Genomic DNA, 21,451 nt, shown 5'->3' on the forward strand with positions numbered 1-21,451 from the left:
GGCCCCGCTCTTTCTGTCGCGATGGTCCCGACCGACGTGTGAGAAGACCGGCCCGTTCCCGTACAACCATCACGGGGGCGGGTCGGTCTCGTACAGGGACGCGTGGGAGGACCGGGCGTTCGACCGTACGCCGTTCAGCGATGGATCACCCCCCGGGAGGGGCCTTCTTGTCTCGTACCGCAGCCGCGCGGCGAACCCGCGCGCGTGCCGTCCTGCTCGCCGCCGTCATGGCCGCCACGGGGGCGGGTCTCGCGCCCGTCGCGGGCGCCGCGCCCGTGGTCGGTATCGACCAGCTGGACATCGCGCCCAACTGGCGGGCCCTGCCCCGGCAGCAGAGCGTCACCGCCGTCGGCCCCACGGGCTACGTGCACGAGACGGAGGACCCCGACCGGCCGTACGGCGGGGAACTGGAGTGGACGGACTTCACCGACCCCGCGAAGAACGTCAGCCTGGGCTACGGGAAGGGGGCCCAGCGCTTCGCCGAGTCCGGCAACGGCGGGCGCCACCTGTACGTCCAGCCGGGCATCGGCCTCCACGCCGTCCGCGACCTGGAGACCGGCACCGAGCGGCCGTTCGACATCCCCACCGACGCGAGTTACGTGGGCCTGGTCGGTGACGTCCTGCTCTTCCGGCAGGGCGCCTCCGCCGCGACGGGCACGAACGCCGGGTACTACCTGGTGCGCGCCGACGACCCGAACGGGACCCGTACGCCCGTCACCGGCTGGCCCGCGGACGCCAATGTGGAACAGGCGCAGCTCGCGGCCGGCGACGGTTCCACGGCCGTCCTCCGCTTCGCCCGGGGTGTCGACCCGTACGCGTACGGCTTCTCCGACCTCGGCATCGTCGATCCGGACACCGGACGGATGACCGTGATCCCCGAGCGCACCGCGACCGGCAACGCGCCCGTGGCCCCGGTGGCGCTGAGCCCCGACCGGATCGCCTGGATCGACGGCAGCCGCACGGTCCACATCCGCGAGCGCGCCGCGCTCACCGGCCCCGAGCGGACCGTCGTCCTCCCCGAGGGCCTGAGCACGGCCCGTATCGCCCTGGTCGGCGACTGGGTCCTCGCCCTGGGCCAGGTCCCCGGCATCGGTGCGTCTCTCCAGCGGAAGCTCGTCGCTCTGCACCCCGACAAGCCCGCGCAGACGCTTCTGACGGGTGCCGAGGCGGAGCTCACCCAGATCGCGGGCGGAGGCGTGGCCGTCGTCGGCGGCAGCTCCGCCACCGACTGGTCCCTCCTCAAGGCCGTCCCGGCGAAGGACGGCGGCGCCCCGCTTCTGGAGAAGCTGCGCCGCGTGGAGCCGATTCCGGCCGAGGTGGCAGCGCTCGCCCTCGGCGCGGGCCGGCTCTCCACCCTGGAGCGGAGCACGTCGAAGGGCAGCGGCTTCTACGGAAGGACGCTGCCCGTCGGGCCGGTGCACACCGGTGATCCGCAGCCGGTGTGGGCGGGGGCCGAGTCGAAGGCCCTGAGGAGAACCACGCCGCTGTTCGACAGCGGGGACGGCCGTACGGTCTATCTGGCCCAGGACGACTTCAAGCCGCTGGAGGTCACCGCCCGTACCTCCACCGGTCAGGTGAGCCGGGTGCTCACCGGCGAGACGGACGGACGGATCGTCGACGCGTTCGGCGGGCGGGTGGTCTTCGAGGGACGCGCCAAGACGTATGTCGTCGACCTCGACGCGCAGATCATCGTCCGCGAGCAGCCGGAGACTGCGGCGGCCCTCTGGGGCGACACGCTGTACGCGGGCACGGCCACGGCGGGCGAGGTGGCGCGTACGGACCTGGCCACCGGCAAGGACCTCGGCAAGGTCACGACCGGCGTGGCGTGCGTCCCGACGGAGCTTCAGGCGGCTGCCGGGCGCTGGCTGTACTGGGGGTGCGGGTCGACCCAGCAGCGGGGAGTGATCGACCTCAGGACGAACAAGAAAGTTCCTCTGTCCCTGGGCGTGGCCGACGCGGCCCTCCTGGGTGACGGCTATGTCGTCGACCGGGACTCCGACGAGTACCTCCGGCTCACCGACGTCACCACCGGGCGGGCCGTGGTGCGGACGCTCGTCGACTCCGCACCCGTCCGTGGCGCCCGCCGCGAGTTCTGGACCGTCGACCGCTTCGGCGGGCCCGTCGCCTACAAGGACGCGCGGAACCGCGTCCACGTCGTGTGGCCCGGCGTTCCCACCTCCGACCTCACCGCCGCCTCGGCGAAGGTGCCGGCCGGCATGCGGCCGCAGGACGGCTGGAAGGCGTCCTGGGCGCTGTCCAGGCCCGCCTCGATATGGCGGCTGACGGTGCGTGACCGGTACACCGGGAACGCCCTGCGCACCTTCGGGGCCGATGAGACCCGGGGACGTATCGACGTCTCGTGGGACGGCAGGACGGCCGCCGGGAAGCCCGTGGCGAACGGCACGTACACCTGGCACCTGCAGGTGAACCCGGCCGACGGGCAGGGCAGGGACCTGTCCCTGACCGGCACGGTCATCGTCTCCGGCGGCCGGCCGGCCTGGCGGGACATGGCCGGGAACGACGCGCAGGGTGACCTCCTGGTGATGGACACGGCGGGCCTGGTGTCGATGTACCGGGGCAACGGGTACGGCGCCTTCTCGGCACGCCTCGCGGGTACGGGCGCGAAGTTCGCGACCACGTCGGTCCTGGTGCCCTTCGGCGACGTGAACGGCGACGGCTGCGCCGACGTCCTCGCCCGGGTCGGCGACCAGCTGCGGGCGTACCGGCCCGGATGCGGGAAGGTGGTCTCGGCCTCCTCGCCGTACACGCCGATCGGCTCCGGCTGGGGACAGTACGACGTCCTGACGTCCCCCGGCGACGCGAACGGCGACGGCCTCACCGACCTGATCGCCCGCCAGACGTCGACCGGCGACATGTACTTCTACGCCGGTACGGCCGACCACCGGGTGAAGCCCCGCGTCCGGATCGGCACCAACTGGAAGCTGTACAAGAAGATAACCGGCGTCGGCGACCTGAACGGCGACGGCCGCGGCGACCTGCTGGGCGTCGACGCGTCCGGCGTGCTGTGGCGCTACCACGGCACGGCGACGGGCGGTGTGACGGCCCGGGTGAAGGTCGGCCCCGGCTGGCAGGTCTACTCGTCCCTGGTCGGAGTCGGCGACACCTCGGGTGACGGCTGCGCCGACCTGGTCGCCCGCGACACCTCGGGCACGCTCTACCACTACCAGGGCACGTGCCGCGGGGGGTACGGCTCCCGCATGCTGATCGGCGGCGGCTGGAACGCCTTCAGGGCGCTGTTCTGATCGGGGCGGCTCTGGCCAGGGCGCTGCTCTGACCCGGGCGGCCCTGGCCCGGGCGGTGGGTCCTCCCGATCCGCTCGCGGCGCCCCCGGCTCCACGCGCGCGCCACGCGCCGTACCGTCGGCCCCACCGGCCCGCGGTACGGCGCGCGGCGGGGCCGGTGCCGGATACCCGATCGGTTCGGGGGATCACTCGGGCTATGCTGCACGGGTGTGCTTGTCCACGGGCCGTTAGCTCAATTGGCAGAGCAGCGGACTTTTAATCCGTTGGTTGTGGGTTCGAGTCCCACACGGCCTACGTGTGGCGGGGCGGGGGTTGACCTCCGAGCCGCCGAGAAGCGCCCCGACCGGTTCCGACCGGGCGGGGCGCTTCGGCGTTCCCGCGCGGGGCCCGTACACCGGGGGCCGCCGTGGCTTTCCGTCGATCTTTCCGGGGCGAACGGCCCCGCCCCGGGCACCGGGTGCGGCACCGTGGGCCAGTCTGGAACGTGGGCGGCGAGCGTGGAGGTGGGGACGGTGACGGTGAACGGATCCGGTGATCCGATGGCGGAGGTACGGGGGCTCGCCCGGTGGGCGCTCGGCGCGGCCGCCGCGGCGGTCGTGCTCCTGCTGAGCGGACTCGGCGGCGGCGGGCTGCTGATCCTGCTGAGCGGCCTCGTCGGACTCGCCTGTTCGGCCGTGGGGATCTGGTACTTCCTCGCCCACCGCGGCCCGCTGCGGGTGCTCGGCGCGCTGCTCGCCGTCGGCGCGCCCCTCCTGGTCCTGAGCCTGTACGTCATCTGGGGCCTCTGGCTGACCGCGCTCCTCGCGCTCGGGCTGTGGAGCGCGGCCCTCGTCTGCGCGCGGTCCGCGCTGCGCCGCCTCCGCGACCTGGACGGGAACGGCAGGGGCCGGCGGACCGACCTGGCGCGCGGCGAGCGGCGGCCGAGACCCCGGCGGCCCGTGCTGATCATGAACCCCAAGTCCGGTGGCGGGAAGGTCGCCCGCTTCGGTCTCGTCGAGCGCGCCGAGAAGCTCGGTGCCCGGGTCGTCCTCATCGATCCGTCCGTCGAGACCGATGTCGCCGCGCTCGCCCGGGAGGCCGTCGCCGACGGCGCCGACCTGCTCGGAGTGGCCGGCGGCGACGGTACGCAGGCGCTGGTCGCCGCCGTGGCCGCCGAGCACGACCTGCCGTTCCTCGTCGTCTCGGCCGGCACCCGCAACCACTTCGCCCTCGATCTGGGCCTCGACCGCGCCGACCCGGCGACCTGCCTCGACGCCCTCGTCGACGGCGAGGAACTCCGGGTCGACCTGGGCTCGGTCTCCGGCCGCCCGTTCGTCAACACGGTCTCCTTCGGCGTGTACGCGGACGTCGTCCAGCACCCCGAGTACCGCGACGCCAAGGCGGGCACCGCGCTCGACGTCCTGCCCGATCTGCTCCAGGGCGGCGAGGGCGACCGCCTCGACGCCGTCGCCGACGACGTACGGCTCCCCGCTCAGCAGGCGCTTCTCGTCAGCAACAACCCCTATGCCGCGCCCGATCCCTTCGGTGCCGCCGCCGCGCGCAGACCCCGGCTCGACCGGGGCCGGCTCGGGGTGATCGGCATCCGGGTCGACGGGGCGGTGGGGGCCGCCGAACTGGCCGTACGCGGAGCCCAGTCGGCCGGCCTGAACGTGCTGACGGCCACCCGGGTCGAGGTGACGGGGAAGACCGCCGGCGGCAACCCCGTCCTCTCCGGAGGAGGCGCCGGGTTCCCCGCCCCCGGCTCCATCGCCGTCGCCGTCGACGGCGAGGCGCTGATCCTGCCCACTCCGGTCGTCTGTACCCTCCGACCCGGCGCCCTGCGGGTCCTCGTGCCCCGCGGCCGGCCGGGGGCCGGTGACCCGCTGCCGCCCATGGACTGGCGGCGCATCATCCAACTCGCCATCCACCATCCCTCCCCGAGGAGCGGCACATGACCGGGACGACCACCAAGAGCCCCCTCCGGGCCGTGCTGAGCGACCTCCGCGCGGTCGACGGCGCCGTGTACGCCGCCGTGGCGGCCACCCCCACGCCGGCGCTCGACGCGGGGCTCCGCAGGCTCTCGCACACGGCCGACCACTCCAAGATCTCGTTCGCCGTGGCGGCGGCGCTCGCCCTGGTCCCCGGCCGGCCGCGCCGGGCGGCCCTCGCCGGTGTCGGGGCCATCGCCGTGGCCTCGGCCACCGCGAACCTGCTGGGCAAGCGTCTCGTCCGCAGGGAGCGGCCGGACCGGGAGGCCGCCCGGGTGGTGGCGGGCCGCCATGTGCCGATGCCGGACTCGGCCTCGTTCCCCTCCGGGCACACCGCGTCGGCGGTCGCCTTCGCCACCGCCGTCGGGGTGGTGCTGCCCCCGGCCGCCGTGCCCCTCCAGGTCCTGGCGATGGCCGTGGGCTACTCCCGGGTGCACACCGGGGTCCACTATCCGGGTGACGTCGCCGCGGGCGCGGTCCTCGGCATGGCGAGCGCCGCCGTCTCCCTGACGGCCGGGGCGTCCTGGTCGGCCGCCCGGGGGAAGTAGGCGGCCGACAGGGCATCAGGTGACGTGGCCGGGCGTCAGTACGTCGCCCGGGCCAGGTCCTCCTCCCGGAAGCCGAGCCCGGCGAGCCGCTCCGGGTCCGCAAGGATGTGGAGTTCGACGATCCGGTCCCCGGCGATCGTGAACGCCATGAGCGCGGAGGGACGCCCGTCGGAGACCGAGAGGACCGCGGGCGCGCCGTTGGCCAGGAGCGGCAGTGCCGCCGTACGGAACCTGGCGTAGGTGAGGGCCTGCGCGATGACCGCCTCGGCGCCCCTGACGATCTTGGAGGCGACCGCGAGGGCGGCGCCGCCGTCCGCGCGCAGCACCACGTCCGGGTCGAGGACCGCGAGCAGTCCTTCGAAGTCGCCGCCGTGCGCGGCGGCGAGGAAGGCGTCGGCGATCTCCCGCTGCCGTCGCGCGTCGGGCCCCGCGGCGGGGGTGGCGTCCTGCACGCGGCGGCGGGCGCGGCTGGCGAGCTGGCGGGTGGCGGCCGGGGTGCGGTCCACGATCCGCGCGATCTCGTCGAAGGAGACGGCGAACATGTCGTGCAGGACGAACGCGAGCCGCTCGGCCGGCGCGAGTGTCTCCAGGACGACGAGCAGGGCGAGGCCGACGGATTCGGTGACCTCGGCCGCGTGCTCGGGGTCGGTGGTGTCGGGGAGCCGGACGACCGGGTCGGGGACGTAGTACTCCAGCGGGTCCTCGCGGCGCGAGCCGCGGGAGCGCAGCATGTCGAGGCAGACGCGGCCGACGACCGTGGTCAGCCAGCCGCTGAGGTTCCGCACCTCGCTGACGTCACTGCGGCTCAGCTTGAACCAGGCCTCCTGGACGGCGTCCTCGGCCTCGCTGAGGGAGCCCAGCATGCGGTAGGCCACCGCTCTCAGGTGGCCGCGGTCGGCTTCGAAGTGCCGGGCCAGCAGTTCGTCGGTGTCGCGCCCGGCCGGCCGTCCGTCGGTGTTGCGGTCCTGGTCCACTCGTCGATCTCCCCGTTCGTGTCCGGTCATCTCGTCATCGCGTCATCTCTTGTGATCGCGTCCCGTCATGACGTCATGCCCTCGTGCCCTCATGCCGTCATGACGGAGGAAACCCCGCCGGTGTGACACGGCTGTGGTGGTCGTGGGGCGGGTCACGCGGTTTCGATACGTGAGATCCACGCCGCCTCATGGCGAACGCCCGGGTTTCCCCGGCCAAGGCCCCCGACCACCGTGGATCCTCACTTCAGGCGGGTGATCTTCGTCCGTAGATTGATCACCATGACGACGACAACGACGCAGGTCAACCCCGTACTCCGTACTCCGCCCGCCTCACCGGCCGCAGCCGCCGCGTACTTCTCCGCCAGCCTCGCGTTCCACGCCGACGTCTCCGACGTGGCCTCGGCACTCGCCACCGCGGCCGCCGACGGCACCGACCCGGGCTTCGTGGTGATCGACTCGCGGTCGACCGCCTCCTGGGACCAGGGGCACGTCCCCGGCGCGGTGCACCTGCCGACCGCGCTCATCGCCGAGCAGGCCGAGCAGCTGCTCGACCGGTCCGTGCCGGTCGTCACGTACTGCTGGGGCCCCGGCTGCAACGGCGCCACGCGCGCCGCGCTCGCCCTCGCGGAGCTGGGCTTCCAGGTGAAGGAGATGCTCGGCGGCTTCGAGTACTGGGTGCGCGAGGGCTTCGCGTACGAGACCTGGGAGGGCCCCGCGGAGAAGGCCGCGGACCCGCTCACGGCGCCGGTGGACTCGGACGACTGCGGCTGCTGATCGGTTACCGAAGGGCTGCTGCTGGTCCGCCGATCGGTTGCCGACGTAAACCGATTTCGTGATCGCCCCGGTCATGCCGTAGAGTCATGTTTACCGACGCGGGGTGGAGCAGCTCGGTAGCTCGCTGGGCTCATAACCCAGAGGTCGCAGGTTCAAATCCTGTCCCCGCTACTCAGTAGCAACGAAGGCCCGGATCCAGTCACTGGATCCGGGCCTTCGTCGTTCCCGCTTTTCTCTGCTTGACCTTTACGCAACGTCAAGATTTAGCGTTCTCGGTATGGAGTGGTCGATCCAGGAGATCGCCAGGAAGGCCGGCACCACCAGCCGCACCCTCCGGCACTACGGGGAGCGCGGACTGCTTGAGCCGAGCCGGATCGGCGCGAACGGTTACCGGTACTACGACCAGGCGGCGCTCGTGCGGCTGCAGCGGATCCTGCTGCTGCGCGAGCTCGGGCTCTCGCTGCCCGCCATCGCCGAGGTCCTCGCGGGCCAGCGGGACACGTCCGCCGCGCTCCGCACCCACCTCGCCCTGCTCGAGCAGGAACGCGAGCGCATCGGGCGGCAGATCGCGTCCGTGCGGACCACTCTCCACAAGACCGAGAACGGAGAAGAGCTCATGGCCGAGGAAGTGTTCGACGGTTTCGACCACACGGCGTACGAGGAGGAGGTCACCGAGCGCTGGGGCCGCGACGCGTACGAGCAGGGGGACCGCTGGTGGCGGTCGCTCGACGCGGCGCGGCGGAAGGCGTTCCTGGACGAGCAGGCGGGGATCGCCCGCGACTTCGCTCGGGCGCTCGCGGACGGCCTCACCGCCGGCAGCGAGGAGGTGCAGGCGATCACGCGCCGCCAGGTCGCGTGGCTGTCGCACACCACGACCCCGAGCCGGGAGTACGTGATCGGCCTCGGCCGGATGTACGTCGACGACCCCCGCTTCACCGCGAACTACGACCGGCACGGCGAGGGCACCGCGGTCCTCGTCCGGGACGCGATGGAGATCTACGCCGAGCGGAACCTGTGACGGCGCCCGACCGCCGAGCACGGGTGCCCGGCCCGTCCTGAGCCGTACGCCAGTCGGCCCCGTGGGACTCGCCGCCCGGCGTGGGGGCGGCCACCCTGGGAGGGCGCGGTACGGACCGCGGCCGGGTACGGACCGGGCAGGAGAGCACAGGTGGGGCACCCCCTAGGAGCGGGCGGCGGCGGGCGGCGGGGCGGTGACGGCCGCCGCTCGTACGGGCGCGCCCGGCGGTTCATCCGGGCGCTGCCGCCGCTGGTCATCATCGGCGGGGTCGTCTTCGACGTCCTGACACCGCCCGCGTACACCGCGGCGCCGCTCTTCTCCGCCGCCCCGCTGATCGCCGCGCCCTTCTTCTCCACCCTCACGACTCTTCTCACCGGGCTCGCCGCCGTCCTCGCCTCCGTCGGGCTGCACCTCTACAACGGCACCGCCGACGAGATCCCGGCCCTGACCGAGACCCTGACGGTCGTGACCGTCTCCGCGCTGGCCCTCCTCATCAGCCGGGTCGTGCGGCGCAGCGGCGAGCGGCTCGCGTCGGCCCGGGTCATCGCGGAGACCGCGCAGAAGGCCGTGCTGCCGACGCCCGCCGAGCGGATCGGCGGGCTGCAGTGCGCGGCCCGTTACGAGGCGGCGCAGGCGGACGCGTTCATCGGCGGCGACCTGTTCGCCGTCCAGGACACCCCCTACGGGGTGCGGCTCGTCGTCGGGGACGTCCGGGGCAAGGGCATGGAGGCGGTCGAGGCCGTCGCCGTCGTCATCGGCGCCTTCCGGGAGGCGGCCGAGCAGGAGCGGAGCCTGGAGGGCGTGGCGCAGCGCCTCGAACGGGCGCTGGCCCGCGAGGGCACCCGCAGGGACGGGCTCGACGCCTTCGAGGGGTTCACCACCGCCGTCCTCGCCGAGATCCCGCGCGAGGACGGCAGCGGCACCTTCGACGGTTTCGTACGGGTCGTCAACCGCGGCCACCCGCCCCCGCTGATGCTGTACGCGGACGGGCGCCTGGACACGCTGGAGCCGACGGAGCCGGCGCTGCCGCTCGGCATGGGCGATCTGGCGGTGTGGCCGGACCGCGCCGAGGGGCGGCCGTACCCGCCGGGCGCGACGCTGCTCTTCTACACCGACGGCCTCTCCGAGGCGCGGAACGCGGCGGGCGTCTTCTACGACCCCGGGTCACGCCTCGCCGGGCGGATCTTCCCGGGGCCCGAGGAACTCCTCGACGCGCTGGTGGACGACGTACGGCTGCACACGGGCGGCGGGGCGACCGACGACATGGCGCTGCTCGCGCTGAGCCGTCCCGCGAAGGGGCAGCCGGAGCGGCGGCGCACGATGCCGGTGGTGCCGCCGGCCGGGCCCGGTCACCGGCCGTAGTCGAGAGGTGTCACTGCGATAACAATTGACATAACGTCAGACCCGCTGGGTTTGACCGGCGCGCACTGAAGGGGGGTCAACTCGGGTCATTCGCACCCAATTCAATGAACGATCAAGGGGAGCGGCTTGGAATCGGCACCCCCTGTCTATTAACGTTCGATAACGCAGCGCGGTCGTCCCAGCCGCCGCAAGAGGCGGCACCGTGCGCACGCGCCGAATCCTGAAAAGGAACCGGGGAACCACCAATTGGGGTGAATCGGGCCCTTCGCACCTGTGCGACCGTGCCCGTAGGAGACCTTCCTGCTCCGAACCCGTCAGCTAACCCGGTAGGCGAGAAGGAAGGAAAGGAGCGCCCCTCAGTGGCGTCCAACACCCCCGTACCCGAAGCTCCCTTCGACGCCTTCGGTGGTGGTGCGGGTCCCGCCGCCCCGGACACCGAGTGGAACCCCACCGAGGATTCCCTCCGCGCCCAGAACCGCTCCGGCGGCCGGCACCGGGTCGTCAAGCAGCGCTCCAACTTCGCCCGTTCCTCCACCGTCCTCGGCGTCGGTGTCATCGCCGCCGTCGGCGCGGGCGGCCTCGCCACCGCGCAGGAGAAGCCGCCGGTGGCCATCTCGCTCCCGGACCTCCCCGACCTCGGTCTGCCGGACGCCCACGACCTCCCCGGCGTCGGTGACCTCCTCCCCGAGGCGGACACGACCTCGGACGACGACATGGCGGCCGCCGACGCGGCCCGCTCCAACCCGAACCCGCTCACCGCCGCCACGTACACCACCGTCGACGACGAGCGGACCGGGACGACCGCCGAGCAGGCCACGCGGACGGCCACCGGCACGGCCGACGCCGGCGAGGCCCTGCGCGCCCGCATCATGCAGCAGGCCGAGCAGCAGCAGGCGTCCGCCGACGCCGCCGAGAAGGCCGCGGCGGAGAAGGCGGCGGCGGAGAAGGCGGCCGCGGAGGCCGAGGCCAAGGCCGAGGCGGCGGAGAAGGCGGCCGCCGAGGCGAAGGCGCAGGCCGAGGCGGAGGCCAAGGCCAAGGCGGAGGAGGAGGCCAGGGCGAAGGCCGAGGCCGAGCGCCTCGCGCAGCTCGCCGCGAGCTACTCGATGCCGCTCTCCTCGTACTCCCTCACCGCCGTGTACATGCAGTCCGGTTCGATGTGGTCCTCCGGCTACCACACGGGCCTCGACTTCGCCGCCCCCACGGGCACCCCGCTCAAGGCGGTCCACGGAGCCACGGTCAAGGAGGCCGGCTGGTCCGGCTCGTACGGCTACCGGATCGTCCTGGAGCTGGAGGACGGCACCGAGGTCTGGTACTGCCACCTGTCGTCCATGACGGTCGGCGTCGGGCAGACCGTCGGCACCGGCGAGACGATCGGCCGCGTCGGCGCCACCGGCAACGTCTCCGGCGCCCACCTCCACATGGAGGTGCACACGCCCGGCGGCGACGGCATCGACCCGGCGTCCTGGCTCCGCTCCAAGGGCCTGTCGATCTGAGGTCGGGCGAGCGCCGATCCGAGGTCGGCCGGGCGTCGATCCGAGGTCGGCCGGGCGTCGATCGGAGATCGGCCGGGCTGCCACCCGAGGAATAGGCCCGGCGGCGGCGAAGGTTGCTCACTCCATGACCTCTCTCCGCCCGCTGGGCAGTTCCGACCTGCACGTCTTCCCGCTCGCCCTGGGCGGCAACGTCTTCGGCTGGACCGCCGACGAGGAGCAGTCCTTCGCCGTCCTCGACGCCTACGCCGCCGCGGGCGGCAACTTCGTCGACTCCGCCGACGTCTACTCCGCCTGGGCCGAGGGCAACGAGGGCGGCGAGTCCGAGACCGTCATCGGCCGCTGGCTCGCCTCGCGCGGCAACCGCGACGACATCGTCGTCGCCACCAAGGTCGGCGCCCACCCCCGCTTCAAGGGCCTGTCCGCCACCACCATCAAGGCCGGCGCGGAGGAGTCGCTGCGCCGCCTCGGCACCGACCGCATCGACCTCTACTACACGCACTTCGACGACGAGTCGGTCCCCGTCGAGGAGATCGTCACCGCGCTCGACCAGCTCGTGAAGGACGGCAAGGTGCGGGCGGTCGCCGCCTCCAACATCTCCCCGGAGCGGCTCCGCGCCTCCCTCGACTTCGCCGAAGCCGAGGGCCTCGCCCGGTACGTGGCCCTCCAGCCGCACTACAACCTGGTCTCCCGCGAGACGTACGAGGGCCCGCTCCTGAAGACCGTGGAGCAGGCCGGGCTCTCCGCAGTGCCGTACTACGGTCTCGCGTCCGGCTTCCTCACCGGCAAGTACCGTCCGGGCGCCACCGTCGACAGCGTCCGTGCCTCCGGCGCCGGCGGCCACCTCGACACCGCGCGGGGCCGGGCCGTGCTCTCCGCGCTCGACACGGTCGCCGAGGCGCACGAGGCGGAACTCGCCACCGTCGCCCTCGCCTGGCTCGCCTCCCGGCCGACGGTCGCCGCCCCGATCGCCTCCGCGCGTACGGTCGAACAGCTCCCGGCGCTCGTGGCGGCCGCCGACCTGACCCTGACCGATGCGGAGCTGACGCTTCTGACGGAGGCGTCGGCGCTCTGAGGCGCCCGTCCCCTCCGGTTCCGTCTAACTCCGGTACGGGTTGTAGCCGTCGTAGTCCAGGTACTGCGGCGGCGCCCAGGCCCGGCCCGTCGCCCGTGCCGCGTACGTCAGCGCCGGCGAGGCGACCTCGCGGCGCTGCCACAGATGGTGCAGCAGCTCCTGCTCGCGGGCCGGGAAGTCGGGCCCGGCCGTGCCGCGCCGGGCCCGGTCCCGGAGGAACGCCAGGGCCGTCGCGAAGGACTCGTACTCGCCCACCGCCCGCGCGGCGGGCGAGCCGTACGTCCGGGCGGCGAACGCACGGGCCACCTGTCGGGCCCGCATCGAGGAGAGCGCCAGCGGCTCGGCGGGGGAGAGCCAGCCGGCCGCCGCGTACGCCGGGAGCTCCCCGGATATCGTGCGCAGCTCCCGCTGCCGGCTCCACACCGCGAGCCAGGTCAGCAGGCCGAAGGCCGGGACCATGAGCGCCCCGTACACGATGAGGAAGGCCCAGGGGCCGCCGAAGGTGGCCGAGCCGTTCCACGCGGCGTGCAGCCCCATGGCGAGCAGCAGCCCCGCGAGCGGAAGGAGCACCTTCCGCAGACGCCTCCCGCGGGGCGCGAGCGCGGCGAAGCCGAAGCCGATGCCGGTGAGCACGGTGAACAGCGGATGCGCGAACGGCGACATCACGACCCGTACGAAGAAGGTTCCGGCGGTCACCGAGCCGAGACCGGACGAGCCGAACGCCTGGTCCTCGCCGAAGGCGTTGCCGAGATAGAGGATGTTCTCGGTGAAGGCGAAGCCGGTCGCCGTGAAACCGGCGACGACCACGCCGTCGACGAGCCCGCCGAAATGCCGCCGCCGGAAGAGGAAGAGCAGCAGGATCGCGACCGCCTTCGCGCTCTCCTCGACCACCGGCGCGACCACCGTGGCGCCGAGGTTGTCCGCGGACGCCGGGTCCGCGGTGGCCGTCGCGATCCAGCGGACCGCGAAGGTGTTCGCCAGGATCGCGACGAGCGCGGCGGCGAAGGCGCCCCAGGCGAAGGCGAAGAGCTGGTTCTTCCACGGGCCCGGCTCGACCCGGTCGAGCCAGCGGAACGCGGCCATCAGCAGCGGTACGGGCAGCAGCGCGAGGCCGAGACCGACGAGGAAACCCTCGGTGCCGGTCTGCTCGCGGACCAGCGCCAGGATGAACAGGGCGCAGATCGCGAGCACGGTGATGACGGCGACGGCCCGGACCAGCCGGCTGCGCCAGAAGGCCCGGCGTGGCCGGTAGCGCCACGTGGACCGGTCGGCGGCGGCGGGGAAGGCCGGCTCCTCGGTGTCCCGGTGCGGGACGGGAGCGGCTTCCGGCTGGTCGGCGGGGGCGGGGTTCGACACGTGAGCGACCCTAACGACCCCCACCGACAGCGGCGACGGGGTTACGGGCTCCCCGTCACGTCGGCCGGGTTACTTCCGGCGGAAGAGGAGGTCGTGCACGACGTGGCCCTTGTCCAGGCCCTGGCCCTCGAAGCGGGTGAGGGGCCGGAAGTCCGGTCGGGGCGCGTAACCGCCGTCGGCCTGGGTGTTCTCGAAGTCCGGATGCGCGGAGAGCACCTCCAGCATCTGTACGGCGTACTCCTCCCAGTCCGTGGCGCAGTGCAGCACGGCCCCGGGCTTCATCCGGGTCGCGAGGAGACTGAGGAACTCGGGCTGGATGAGCCGCCGCTTGTGGTGACGCGCCTTGGGCCACGGGTCGGGGAAGTAGACGCGGCAGCCGTCGAGGGCGTCCGTGGTGAGCATCTCGCGGAGCAGGATGATCGCGTCGCCGTTGGCCACCCGGATGTTGGTCAGGCCGTTCCGGTCGGCGAGACCGAGCAGATTGCCCTGGCCGGGGGTGTGCACGTCGACGGCGAGGATGCCGGTGCCGGGGTCGGCGGCGGCCATCTGCGCGGTCGCCTCGCCCATGCCGAAGCCGATCTCCAGGACGACCGGGAGACCGTCGAACATCTCGGCGAGGTCGAGGACCCGCTTGCCGTCGATGTCGAGACCCCAGTCGGGCCAGCGCTTCAGCATCGCCTCGGCCTGGCCGGTGGTGACGCGGCTGCGACGCGGCTGGAAGCTGCGGATTCGCCGCTCGTGGTGGGAGCCGGCGGGGTCGGGCAGGGGGCCCTCGCCGGGGGCGAACCTCTGGCTGCCCCGCCGCGCGGGGGGCGTGCCGGGGTCGGCGGCGGGTTGCGAAAAGTTCTCAGGCTGCTCAGACACAATGCCCCCGATTCTACGGCGCCCGCCCCTGACCGCACGCTGCCCACCACCGGCTGACCGCCACCCGTGCGGCCCCGCGCTTACGGCCGCCGCCGCGCCCCCGGCCACCCCCCCGTGTGGGCAATCGTCCCGCAGGGCGATGGGGGTGCCCCCTGCTCGAGCGGAGCCGAGAGCTTGGGGGAGGGTGGGCACACGGGACGGCGCCCTTGGCGGCGCCTCCGCCCCTTGCGCCTGGACCCGCACCGACTGTGCGCCGCACAACGGGTGCGGGTTCAGGCGCGGAAGCCTAGGCCCGGCAGGGGGCGCCGTTCCGTTGTGCCCACCCGTTCCGCCCTGGGGGCACCTCCCGGACGAAGTCTGGGGGAGGAACAGATGCCCACAACGAGGGGGCGCCGGAGGCCTAGGCCCGGCAAGGGGCGCCGTCCGCCCTTGCGGAACAGATGCCCACAACGAGGAGGCGGGGAAGGTCGCGGTCCCGCCCCCTACAGCAGCCTCAGCGCGCGCGTCGCCACCTCCCGGCCGATCGGCAGTGACGCCGTCGCCGCAGGCGAAGGCGCGTTCAGGACGTGGACCGTCCGGGCGGCCTCGCGGATCAGGAAGTCGTCGACCAGCGTCCCGTCCCGCAGCACCGCCTGCGCCCGCACCCCCGCCGCCGCCCGCCGCAGGTCCGACTCCTCCACCACCGGAAGCAGCCGCCGTACCGCCTCCGTGAACGCCCGCTTCGACAGCGACCGGCGCAGCTCTCCCGCCCCGTACCGCCAGTGCTTCCGGGCGATCGACCACGAGCCGGGCCAGGCCAGCGTGCCGGCGAGCTCGCGCGGGCGGACGACGGACCAGCCGTACCCCTCGCGCGCGAGCGCCGGGACCGCGTTCGGCCCGATGTGGACGCCGCCGTCGATGCCCCGGGTCAGATGCACCCCGAGGAACGGGAAGGCCGGGTCGGGGACCGGGTAGACCAGGCCCCGCACGAGCGAGGGGTCCGCGAGCTCGTAGTACTCCCCCCGGAAGGGGACGATCCGCATGCCCGGGTCGTCGCCCGCGAGCCGCGCGATCCGGTCGCAGTGCAGCCCCGCGCAGTTCACCAGGACCCGCGCCCGCACCACCCGGCCGTCCGCCGTCCGCACGGCGACCCCCCACGGCCGCCGGTCGATCACGGTGACCTCCGCCCCGTACAGGATCCGGGCGCCGGAGGACTCGGCGAGCCGGGCCGACACGGCCCCGTAGTCGCAGATGCCGGTCGTGCCGACGTGGATCGCGGCCAGGCCCCGCACCCGCGGCTCGTACTCGCTGATCTGCGCCGGGCCCAGCTCGCGGACCGGGATGCCGTTCTCCCTGCCGCGCTGCACGAGCGCGTGCAGCCGGGGCAGCTCCTCGCGCGCGGTGGCGACGACGAGCTTGCCCGTCACCTCGTACGGAATGCCCCACTCCGCGCAGAACTTGACCATCTCGGCCGCGCCCTCGACCGCGAACCGGGCCTTGAGCGACCCCGGCCGGTAGTAGATCCCGCTGTGGATCACCCCGCTGTTGCGCCCGGTCTGGTGGCGCGCGAGGGCGTGCTCCTTCTCCAGGACCGTGACCCGGGTGCCGGGAGCGGCGCGCGTCAGCGCGTACGCCGTCGACAGACCGACGATCCCGCCGCCGATCACCAGCACGTCACAGTCAAACACCAGCGCCACCTCCCACCCCCGATAGTGCACTGGCCCACTGACAATCCCGTGAAACCTCGCGCGACATCACGAGACGCAGGTCACGCCCCGAGGGGGTGTCACGCCGGGGCGACGAGCAGCGGCCTGGCCCGTTCCCGCAGCTCCCTCACGCGCGGCTCGTCCCCGTACGGCTCGAGCCGGTGCAGCAGGTCCCGTACGTACTCGGTCGTCCGGGCCGAGGAGATCCGGCCCGCCACCTCCACCGCGCGCGTACCGGCCGCGCAGGCCGCGTCCAGGTTGCCCGACTCCAGTTCGGCGACGGCGGAGACCACGAGCCGCAGCCCGTGCGAGCGGACGAACTCCTCGGTCGGCCGGGAGAGGGCCTGCTCGGTGAAGCGCCGCACCTCGTGGGGCGCCTTCAGGTCCCGGTAGCACTCCGCGGCGTCGGCGCAGAACCGGTCGTACGAGTAGAAGCCCAGCCAGGTCGGGTCGGCGTCGCCGTCCCGTGAGCGCTCGAGCCACCCCTCGGAGGACTTGAGCGCGGCCGCGGCGGCGACCCCGTCCCCGGCCTTCGCGTGCGCGCGTGCCTCGACGAGCCGGAAGAAGGACATGGTGCGGGCGGTGGCGAGCCCCCGGTTCCGTTCGAGCGCGGCCTGGGCGAGGTCCACGCCCTCGTCGGCGAAGCCCCGGTAGGTGGCCTGGAGGGACATGGAGGCGAGGACATAGCCGCCGAGGGGCACGTCGGCGGCGGCGCGCGCGAGCCGCAGGGCCTGGATGTAGTAGCGCTGGGCGGCCTCCTGCTGCCCGGTGTCGAAGGCCATCCAGCCGGCGAGCCGGGTGAGCTCGGCGGTAGCGCCGAACAGGGCGCGGCCGACCTCGTCCGAGTACGAGGCGAGGAGGAGCGGCGCCGCGTCCACGCGTAAGCACTCGGGGACCATGGAGGAGCGCCAGTCCCCGCCGCCGTACTTGGAGTCCCAGCGGCGCGCGTCCTCAGCGGCCTCGCGGAGCTTGGCGACGTCGCTGTGGCCCACGCGCGTGTGCTCCGTGACGGCGGCGGCCGTGCTGCCGCCCGCCGGGCGCGGGGCCTCGCGCTCCACCGACGGGTCGGCGGGGGTTATCAGCCAGCGGGACGCGGGCGTCGCGTACGCGCTCACCGCGAAGGACCCGGCGAGCGACTGCCAGATCCCGCCGCCGGCCCGCCGCCCGGCGAGGTCGAGCCGGTACAGGTCGGTGGCCGAGCGCACCGCCTCGCCCACGTCGCGCGGAAAGGCGAGCCCCACCTCGGGCGCGGGGTCGGCGTCGGCGAGCCCGATCTCGTGCAGCGGCACGGGCCGGCCGAGCTTCTGTCCGATCGCGGCGGCGATCAGATGCGGGGCGGCACCCTGCGGCACCATCCCCTTCGACACCCACCGGGCGACCGAGGTCTTGTCGTAACGAAGCGTCAGGCCCCTTTGGGATCCGAGGTCGTTGACGCGCCGGGCGAGCCCGGCGTTGCTGATTCCCGCGAGGGCGAGAACCGTGCCGAGCTTTTCGTTCGGCCCGCGTTGCTCCCTGGACATGACGCCACCCCTCGACCACCCAGACGGCCGCCACGACGCCGGGCATAGGCGGGCGGCATTCGTAAACACAGCGTAGTTCGCCGCATCCCTACCGTTAAGGGGCGGTGTTCCGTATGGCGAGATTGTTGTGTGAACAGCCGACGTGCGGTTCCCGTGGCCAGGATCGTGCTCCCGCCGTGTGGCCGTGCGCCCGGCCGTGCGCTCTCTCGGGGCCGCCGGGGGAGCGCTTCCATGAGGAGCGCGTGGGTCGGCCCGCTCGGCCGGGACGGATGTCCCGGACCCGGTGGGCTGGGGGATACCGCCGCCCCATTCCCCGCGGGCGGCGGGCGGCGCCGGGGGGCGGGAGCGCCTCCCGGCCTGCCGGTGACCGGTGGGAAGCGGTGCGCGGGGGCCGCCACCCGGACGCCTCCCACGCCCGCAGGGCAGGGGCGATATTTGGCCGAATGACGCCGGTGGTCAACTGGCCCATGCCAGGGGCGCATTCGGCTTTCGCGCGCGTGCACCCGGACTCCGCCCCGTGCGCCGTTGTCGTGGCAGCATGTCTTCCACCGAAACGGACGTGGAGGCGCCGATGCGATGGCTGGTGGGCTGGAGCAGTGTCGCCGCGAGCTTCGCAACGACGGCCGGGGCGCGGGCGGGATCGGCGAGCGGCTCGTACGGGACGGTCCCGGCGCCGTCCGGCGGCGGGCACGACACGCGCGGCCCCCACGGTTCGTACGGCGGCGGGTACGACACACACGGCTCCTACCGCTCTCACGGTTCCTCCCGCTCCGCCGCTGCCGGCCAGTCCTCCGCCACCGAGGGGCGCACGGTGCAACCCGTGGGCGCACAGCTCCTCTGGGGCGACCCCGACCCCCTGTGGGCCGTCGGCGACTGGCGCCCCGACGAGGTGCGGGTGGTGGCCGTCGACGACCACACCCGCCTCGCCGTGCTCGGCTGTTGCGCCGCGAGCGACGAGGAGCTGCGGATCGGCCTGCTCACCGCGCGCGGGGGCGCGTTGCGGCACCTCACGGCCTGGCCCGGCAGCTACACGGCGGTCGTCAAGGCCGGCCGCCGTGTCACCGTCACGGGCGATCTCGCGGGCGCCCGGCCGGTGTTCCACACCCCGTGGGCGGGCGGCACCGCCTACGCCACCGCCGCCCTGCCGCTCGCCGACCTCGTCGAGGCCCAGCTCGACATCGGCCACCTCGCCGCCCTGCTCGCCTGCCCCGAGACCCCGGAAGCGCTGCGCGACTCCACCCCGTACGAAGGGGTCCGGCGGGTCCCGCCCGGCCACGCGCTGATCCTGCGGGAGGGCTCGCGCGAGATCACCGGGTACGAGCAGGTCGCCTCGCTCGCCGTCGCGGCCGCCCAGACCGACCCCCGGCAGGCCGTCGAAGGGGTACGGGACGCCCTGGTCGAGGCGGTCCGCGCCCGGCTCACCGCCCCCCGGCACGCGCCCGAGGCCCCGCTTCCCGACCCCGGCCCCGTCCCCGGCATGGGCCCCGCCGACCGGCGGGCCGCCCGCGGCGGGGGCCCGGCGCCGGGAATCGGCGCCGATCTGTCCGGAGGCAGCGCCTCCGGCACGCTCGCGCTGCTCGCGGCGGGGCTCCCGGGGGTGCCGGGCACGATCACCGGGCACGGCACGGGCGCGGGGGAGCGGCTGCTCGCCGTCACCTTCAACGACCTGGCGACGCGGACCGGTTCGGGCCGTGAGGACGAGCTGAAGCGGGCCGGGGAGATCGCGGCCGACCCCCGCCTGCACCACGTGGTCGTCGCGGCGGGCGAGGAGGCGCTCCCGTACGCCGCTCTGGACGGGCCGCTCACCGACGAGCCGGGGCCCTCGCTCGTCGCGGCCGAGCGGCACCGGCGGCGGCTCGCGGGCGGCAGCGCCGACCACTTCACCGGCATGGGCGCCAAGCAGGTCCTTGACGCGCACCCGGCGCGCCTCGCGGACCTCCTGATGGACCGCAGGCGGCGCTCGCTCGTGCGGCCCGTGACGGCACTCGCCAAGGCCTCGGGGCCTTCGGCGGGTTCGCTGCTCGTGCCCCTGACGGTGTACCGGGCGGCGCGGAAGCTGGCGCGTACCCCGTACCGGACGGGCCTGGAATCGGCGGCCAAGCGGGTCCTCGAGGCCAACCGCACGGCACCGGACGGCTTCGGCCCCCTCGAGGCGTCCCTCTCCGCGCTCACCTGGTCGCGGCCGGGGCCGGCGGCGCGCTGGCTGACGGGGGAGGCACTGGCTGAAGTATCGGTTCGCCTGAACCGGGCCGCGACCCTGCCGGCCTCCGTCCAGCGCCCGGGCGAGGCACGCGCGCGTGCCGCCCTCGCGCGCGCGGCGGCCGACCACCGGGTCCTGGAACAGGCCGCCGAGATCCGCGGCCAGCGGCTGCACGCCCCCTTCCTCGACAACCAGGTGGTACGGGCCTGCCGGGCGCTCCCCGAATCGCTGCGGGTCCAGCCGGACGCGCGCGCGGGAGTCCTCCGTACGGTCCTCTCCGGTGCCGGCATCCACGACCTCCCGCCCGGCTGGGGCGCCTCCCACCCGGCGGTCCCGGCCGCCGCCACGCGCGCGGGGCTGCGCGCCGCGCTGCCCCAGCTGCTCGCCCTCTTCGACGCCCCGCTGCTCGCCGACGCGGGCCTGATCGAGGCCCGTGTCGTCCGCGAGGCCCTCCGCGCGGCGGCCGACGGCGAACCCGTCCCACTGGACGGCCTCGCCGACCTGGTCTCCACCGAACTCTGGCTCCGCCGCCTCCTGGCCCGCCGCGGCTCCTGCTGGACGAACACGACGGAGCCCCGCGCCCACCGGGCGGTCCAGGGCCCCCTGATCCCGGCGTCGAGGTCGCTGCCTGCGTGAGGTCGGGCGGCGGCCTTCGGGAGAAACGTCCCAGCACGCTCGTTCGAGTGAACGGGTTCCCGGCCCCGCGCTGGGCCCCGTCCTAAGCTGAGAGCGTCGCACCGAGCGAAGGAGGTCCAGCATGGCGATGCCGGTTCCGGAGAACGTGTTCTCCGAGGAGCTGCCCGACCGTGAGGGTGCGAGTGTGCAGGAGACCTTCGAGCTGTTCAGCGCCATCGCCCCCAAGGGCTGGCGCGTGGAGCTGATCGAAGGGGAGATTTACGTGGTACCTCCGGCCAATGGCGAGCACGAGGAGATCGTCTCGGAGCTGAATGGTCAGGTTCGTGACCATGACAAGAGGGTGGGGCGCTATACGGGCATCGGCCTCAGCCTCCCCGGCACCACCGACAGCGTGCGCGTCATTCCCGACCTCGTCATCGCCCCCAAGGGCAGCTTCGACGACCAGCAGGAGTGGCACGCCCCCGACCCGGTCCTTCTCGTCGCCGAGGTGACCTCCTCCTCCACCGCGAGTCGCGACCGCGTCCAGAAGATCCGGGCATACGCGCGCGCCGGCATCCCGCTCTACCTGCTGATCGACCGGGACGCCGACGAGGCCGTCGTCTGCTCCGATCCGTCCGGCGACGACTACGCCCACAAGTCCGTCCACAAGCTGGGGAAACTCGTCCCGCTCCCCGCCCCCCTCGGCTTCACCCTGGACACGGCCGCGTTCTGAGGGTCGC

The 21,451-nt window shown here is 73.8% G+C and carries 15 protein-coding genes, 2 tRNA genes and 1 riboswitch; of the genes, 12 read left to right on the forward strand and 5 right to left on the reverse strand.

Annotated elements, in window-relative coordinates; all coding sequences use genetic code 11:
* Positions 1–167: 167 nt before the first annotated feature.
* From ACZ4VK_RS23750 to ACZ4VK_RS23765, 4 genes are all read left to right on the forward strand, one after another.
* Positions 168–3,263: an FG-GAP-like repeat-containing protein gene (locus ACZ4VK_RS23750; protein ID WP_468355246.1), complete on the forward strand. Its 3,096-nt coding sequence runs from the start codon at positions 168–170 to the stop codon at positions 3,261–3,263.
* A gap of 221 nt (positions 3,264–3,484) precedes the next feature.
* Positions 3,485–3,557 (forward strand) — tRNA-Lys (locus tag ACZ4VK_RS23755).
* Positions 3,558–3,775: 218 nt separating this feature from the next.
* Positions 3,776–5,197 carry a diacylglycerol/lipid kinase family protein gene (locus ACZ4VK_RS23760; protein WP_468355249.1) on the forward strand — a complete coding sequence of 474 codons (1,422 nt, stop codon included), beginning with the start codon at positions 3,776–3,778 and terminating at the stop codon, positions 5,195–5,197.
* On the forward strand, positions 5,194–5,778 hold the full coding sequence (locus ACZ4VK_RS23765; protein WP_468355252.1) for a phosphatase PAP2 family protein: 585 nt from the start codon (positions 5,194–5,196) through the stop codon (positions 5,776–5,778). Before ACZ4VK_RS23760 ends, ACZ4VK_RS23765 begins: the two co-directional genes overlap by 4 nt.
* 35 nt (positions 5,779–5,813) lie before the next feature.
* On the opposite strand, the gene sigJ is transcribed toward ACZ4VK_RS23765, so the two are convergent.
* The gene (gene sigJ / locus ACZ4VK_RS23770; protein ID WP_468355254.1) at positions 5,814–6,782 is read right to left on the reverse strand and encodes an RNA polymerase sigma factor SigJ; all 969 of its coding nucleotides are present in this window, start codon (positions 6,780–6,782) and stop codon (positions 5,814–5,816) included.
* Between the two features lie 249 nt (positions 6,783–7,031).
* Between sigJ and ACZ4VK_RS23775 the strand changes: the two genes are divergently transcribed.
* The 6 genes from ACZ4VK_RS23775 to ACZ4VK_RS23800 all read left to right on the forward strand — a co-directional run bounded on the left by ACZ4VK_RS23775 (position 7,032) and on the right by ACZ4VK_RS23800 (position 12,471).
* On the forward strand, positions 7,032–7,526 hold the full coding sequence (locus ACZ4VK_RS23775) for a rhodanese-like domain-containing protein (protein WP_468355257.1): 495 nt from the start codon (positions 7,032–7,034) through the stop codon (positions 7,524–7,526).
* A 97-nt stretch (positions 7,527–7,623) separates the two neighbouring features.
* Positions 7,624–7,697: transfer RNA gene (locus ACZ4VK_RS23780), tRNA-Met, on the forward strand.
* 106 nt (positions 7,698–7,803) lie between these two features.
* Positions 7,804–8,544 carry a MerR family transcriptional regulator gene (locus ACZ4VK_RS23785; protein WP_468355260.1) on the forward strand — a complete coding sequence of 247 codons (741 nt, stop codon included), beginning with the start codon at positions 7,804–7,806 and terminating at the stop codon, positions 8,542–8,544.
* Positions 8,545–8,694: 150 nt separating this feature from the next.
* The gene (locus ACZ4VK_RS23790; protein ID WP_468355263.1) at positions 8,695–9,906 is read left to right on the forward strand and encodes a PP2C family protein-serine/threonine phosphatase; all 1,212 of its coding nucleotides are present in this window, start codon (positions 8,695–8,697) and stop codon (positions 9,904–9,906) included.
* A gap of 201 nt (positions 9,907–10,107) precedes the next feature.
* Positions 10,108–10,254, forward strand: a riboswitch (cyclic di-AMP (ydaO/yuaA leader).
* An 11-nt stretch (positions 10,255–10,265) separates the two neighbouring features.
* Positions 10,266–11,399, forward strand: coding sequence for a M23 family metallopeptidase (locus ACZ4VK_RS23795; protein ID WP_468355267.1), 1,134 nt, complete (start codon positions 10,266–10,268; stop codon positions 11,397–11,399).
* 124 nt (positions 11,400–11,523) lie between these two features.
* The gene (locus ACZ4VK_RS23800; protein ID WP_468355270.1) at positions 11,524–12,471 is read left to right on the forward strand and encodes an aldo/keto reductase; all 948 of its coding nucleotides are present in this window, start codon (positions 11,524–11,526) and stop codon (positions 12,469–12,471) included.
* 24 nt (positions 12,472–12,495) lie between these two features.
* On the opposite strand, the gene ACZ4VK_RS23805 is transcribed toward ACZ4VK_RS23800, so the two are convergent.
* The 4 genes from ACZ4VK_RS23805 to ACZ4VK_RS23820 all read right to left on the reverse strand — a co-directional run bounded on the left by ACZ4VK_RS23805 (position 12,496) and on the right by ACZ4VK_RS23820 (position 17,896).
* Positions 12,496–13,827, reverse strand: coding sequence for a PrsW family intramembrane metalloprotease (locus tag ACZ4VK_RS23805; RefSeq protein WP_468355273.1), 1,332 nt, complete (start codon positions 13,825–13,827; stop codon positions 12,496–12,498).
* 69 nt (positions 13,828–13,896) lie between these two features.
* Positions 13,897–14,691, reverse strand: a complete 795-nt coding sequence (trmB, locus tag ACZ4VK_RS23810; protein WP_468355276.1) for a tRNA (guanosine(46)-N7)-methyltransferase TrmB — start codon at positions 14,689–14,691, stop codon at positions 13,897–13,899.
* A 482-nt stretch (positions 14,692–15,173) separates the two neighbouring features.
* Positions 15,174–16,358, reverse strand: a complete 1,185-nt coding sequence (gene lhgO, locus ACZ4VK_RS23815) for an L-2-hydroxyglutarate oxidase (RefSeq protein ID WP_468355279.1) — start codon at positions 16,356–16,358, stop codon at positions 15,174–15,176.
* A gap of 98 nt (positions 16,359–16,456) precedes the next feature.
* Positions 16,457–17,896: an MFS transporter gene (locus ACZ4VK_RS23820; protein ID WP_468355282.1), complete on the reverse strand. Its 1,440-nt coding sequence runs from the start codon at positions 17,894–17,896 to the stop codon at positions 16,457–16,459.
* A gap of 571 nt (positions 17,897–18,467) precedes the next feature.
* On the opposite strand from ACZ4VK_RS23820, the gene ACZ4VK_RS23825 reads away from it, so the two are divergent.
* Together ACZ4VK_RS23825 and ACZ4VK_RS23830 are read left to right on the forward strand one after the other, a co-directional pair.
* Positions 18,468–20,732, forward strand: coding sequence for an asparagine synthase-related protein (locus ACZ4VK_RS23825; protein WP_468355350.1), 2,265 nt, complete (start codon positions 18,468–18,470; stop codon positions 20,730–20,732).
* A gap of 121 nt (positions 20,733–20,853) precedes the next feature.
* On the forward strand, positions 20,854–21,444 hold the full coding sequence (locus tag ACZ4VK_RS23830; protein WP_468355285.1) for a Uma2 family endonuclease: 591 nt from the start codon (positions 20,854–20,856) through the stop codon (positions 21,442–21,444).
* The last annotated feature ends 7 nt before the right edge of the window (positions 21,445–21,451 follow it).

The sequence above is a fragment of the Streptomyces sp. NPDC028711 genome (assembly GCF_055565415.1).

Coding starts and splice junctions, on each gene's coding strand:
- ACZ4VK_RS23765 (WP_468355252.1), top strand. CDS start 5,194: ATGACCGGGACGACCACCAAGAGCCCCCTCCGGGCCGTGCTGAGCGAC.
- sigJ (WP_468355254.1), bottom strand. CDS start 6,782: ATGACCGGACACGAACGGGGAGATCGACGAGTGGACCAGGACCGCAAC.
- ACZ4VK_RS23775 (WP_468355257.1), top strand. CDS start 7,032: ATGACGACGACAACGACGCAGGTCAACCCCGTACTCCGTACTCCGCCC.
- ACZ4VK_RS23785 (WP_468355260.1), top strand. CDS start 7,804: ATGGAGTGGTCGATCCAGGAGATCGCCAGGAAGGCCGGCACCACCAGC.
- ACZ4VK_RS23800 (WP_468355270.1), top strand. CDS start 11,524: ATGACCTCTCTCCGCCCGCTGGGCAGTTCCGACCTGCACGTCTTCCCG.
- ACZ4VK_RS23820 (WP_468355282.1), bottom strand. CDS start 17,896: ATGTCCAGGGAGCAACGCGGGCCGAACGAAAAGCTCGGCACGGTTCTC.
- ACZ4VK_RS23825 (WP_468355350.1), top strand. CDS start 18,468: ATGCGATGGCTGGTGGGCTGGAGCAGTGTCGCCGCGAGCTTCGCAACG.
- ACZ4VK_RS23830 (WP_468355285.1), top strand. CDS start 20,854: ATGGCGATGCCGGTTCCGGAGAACGTGTTCTCCGAGGAGCTGCCCGAC.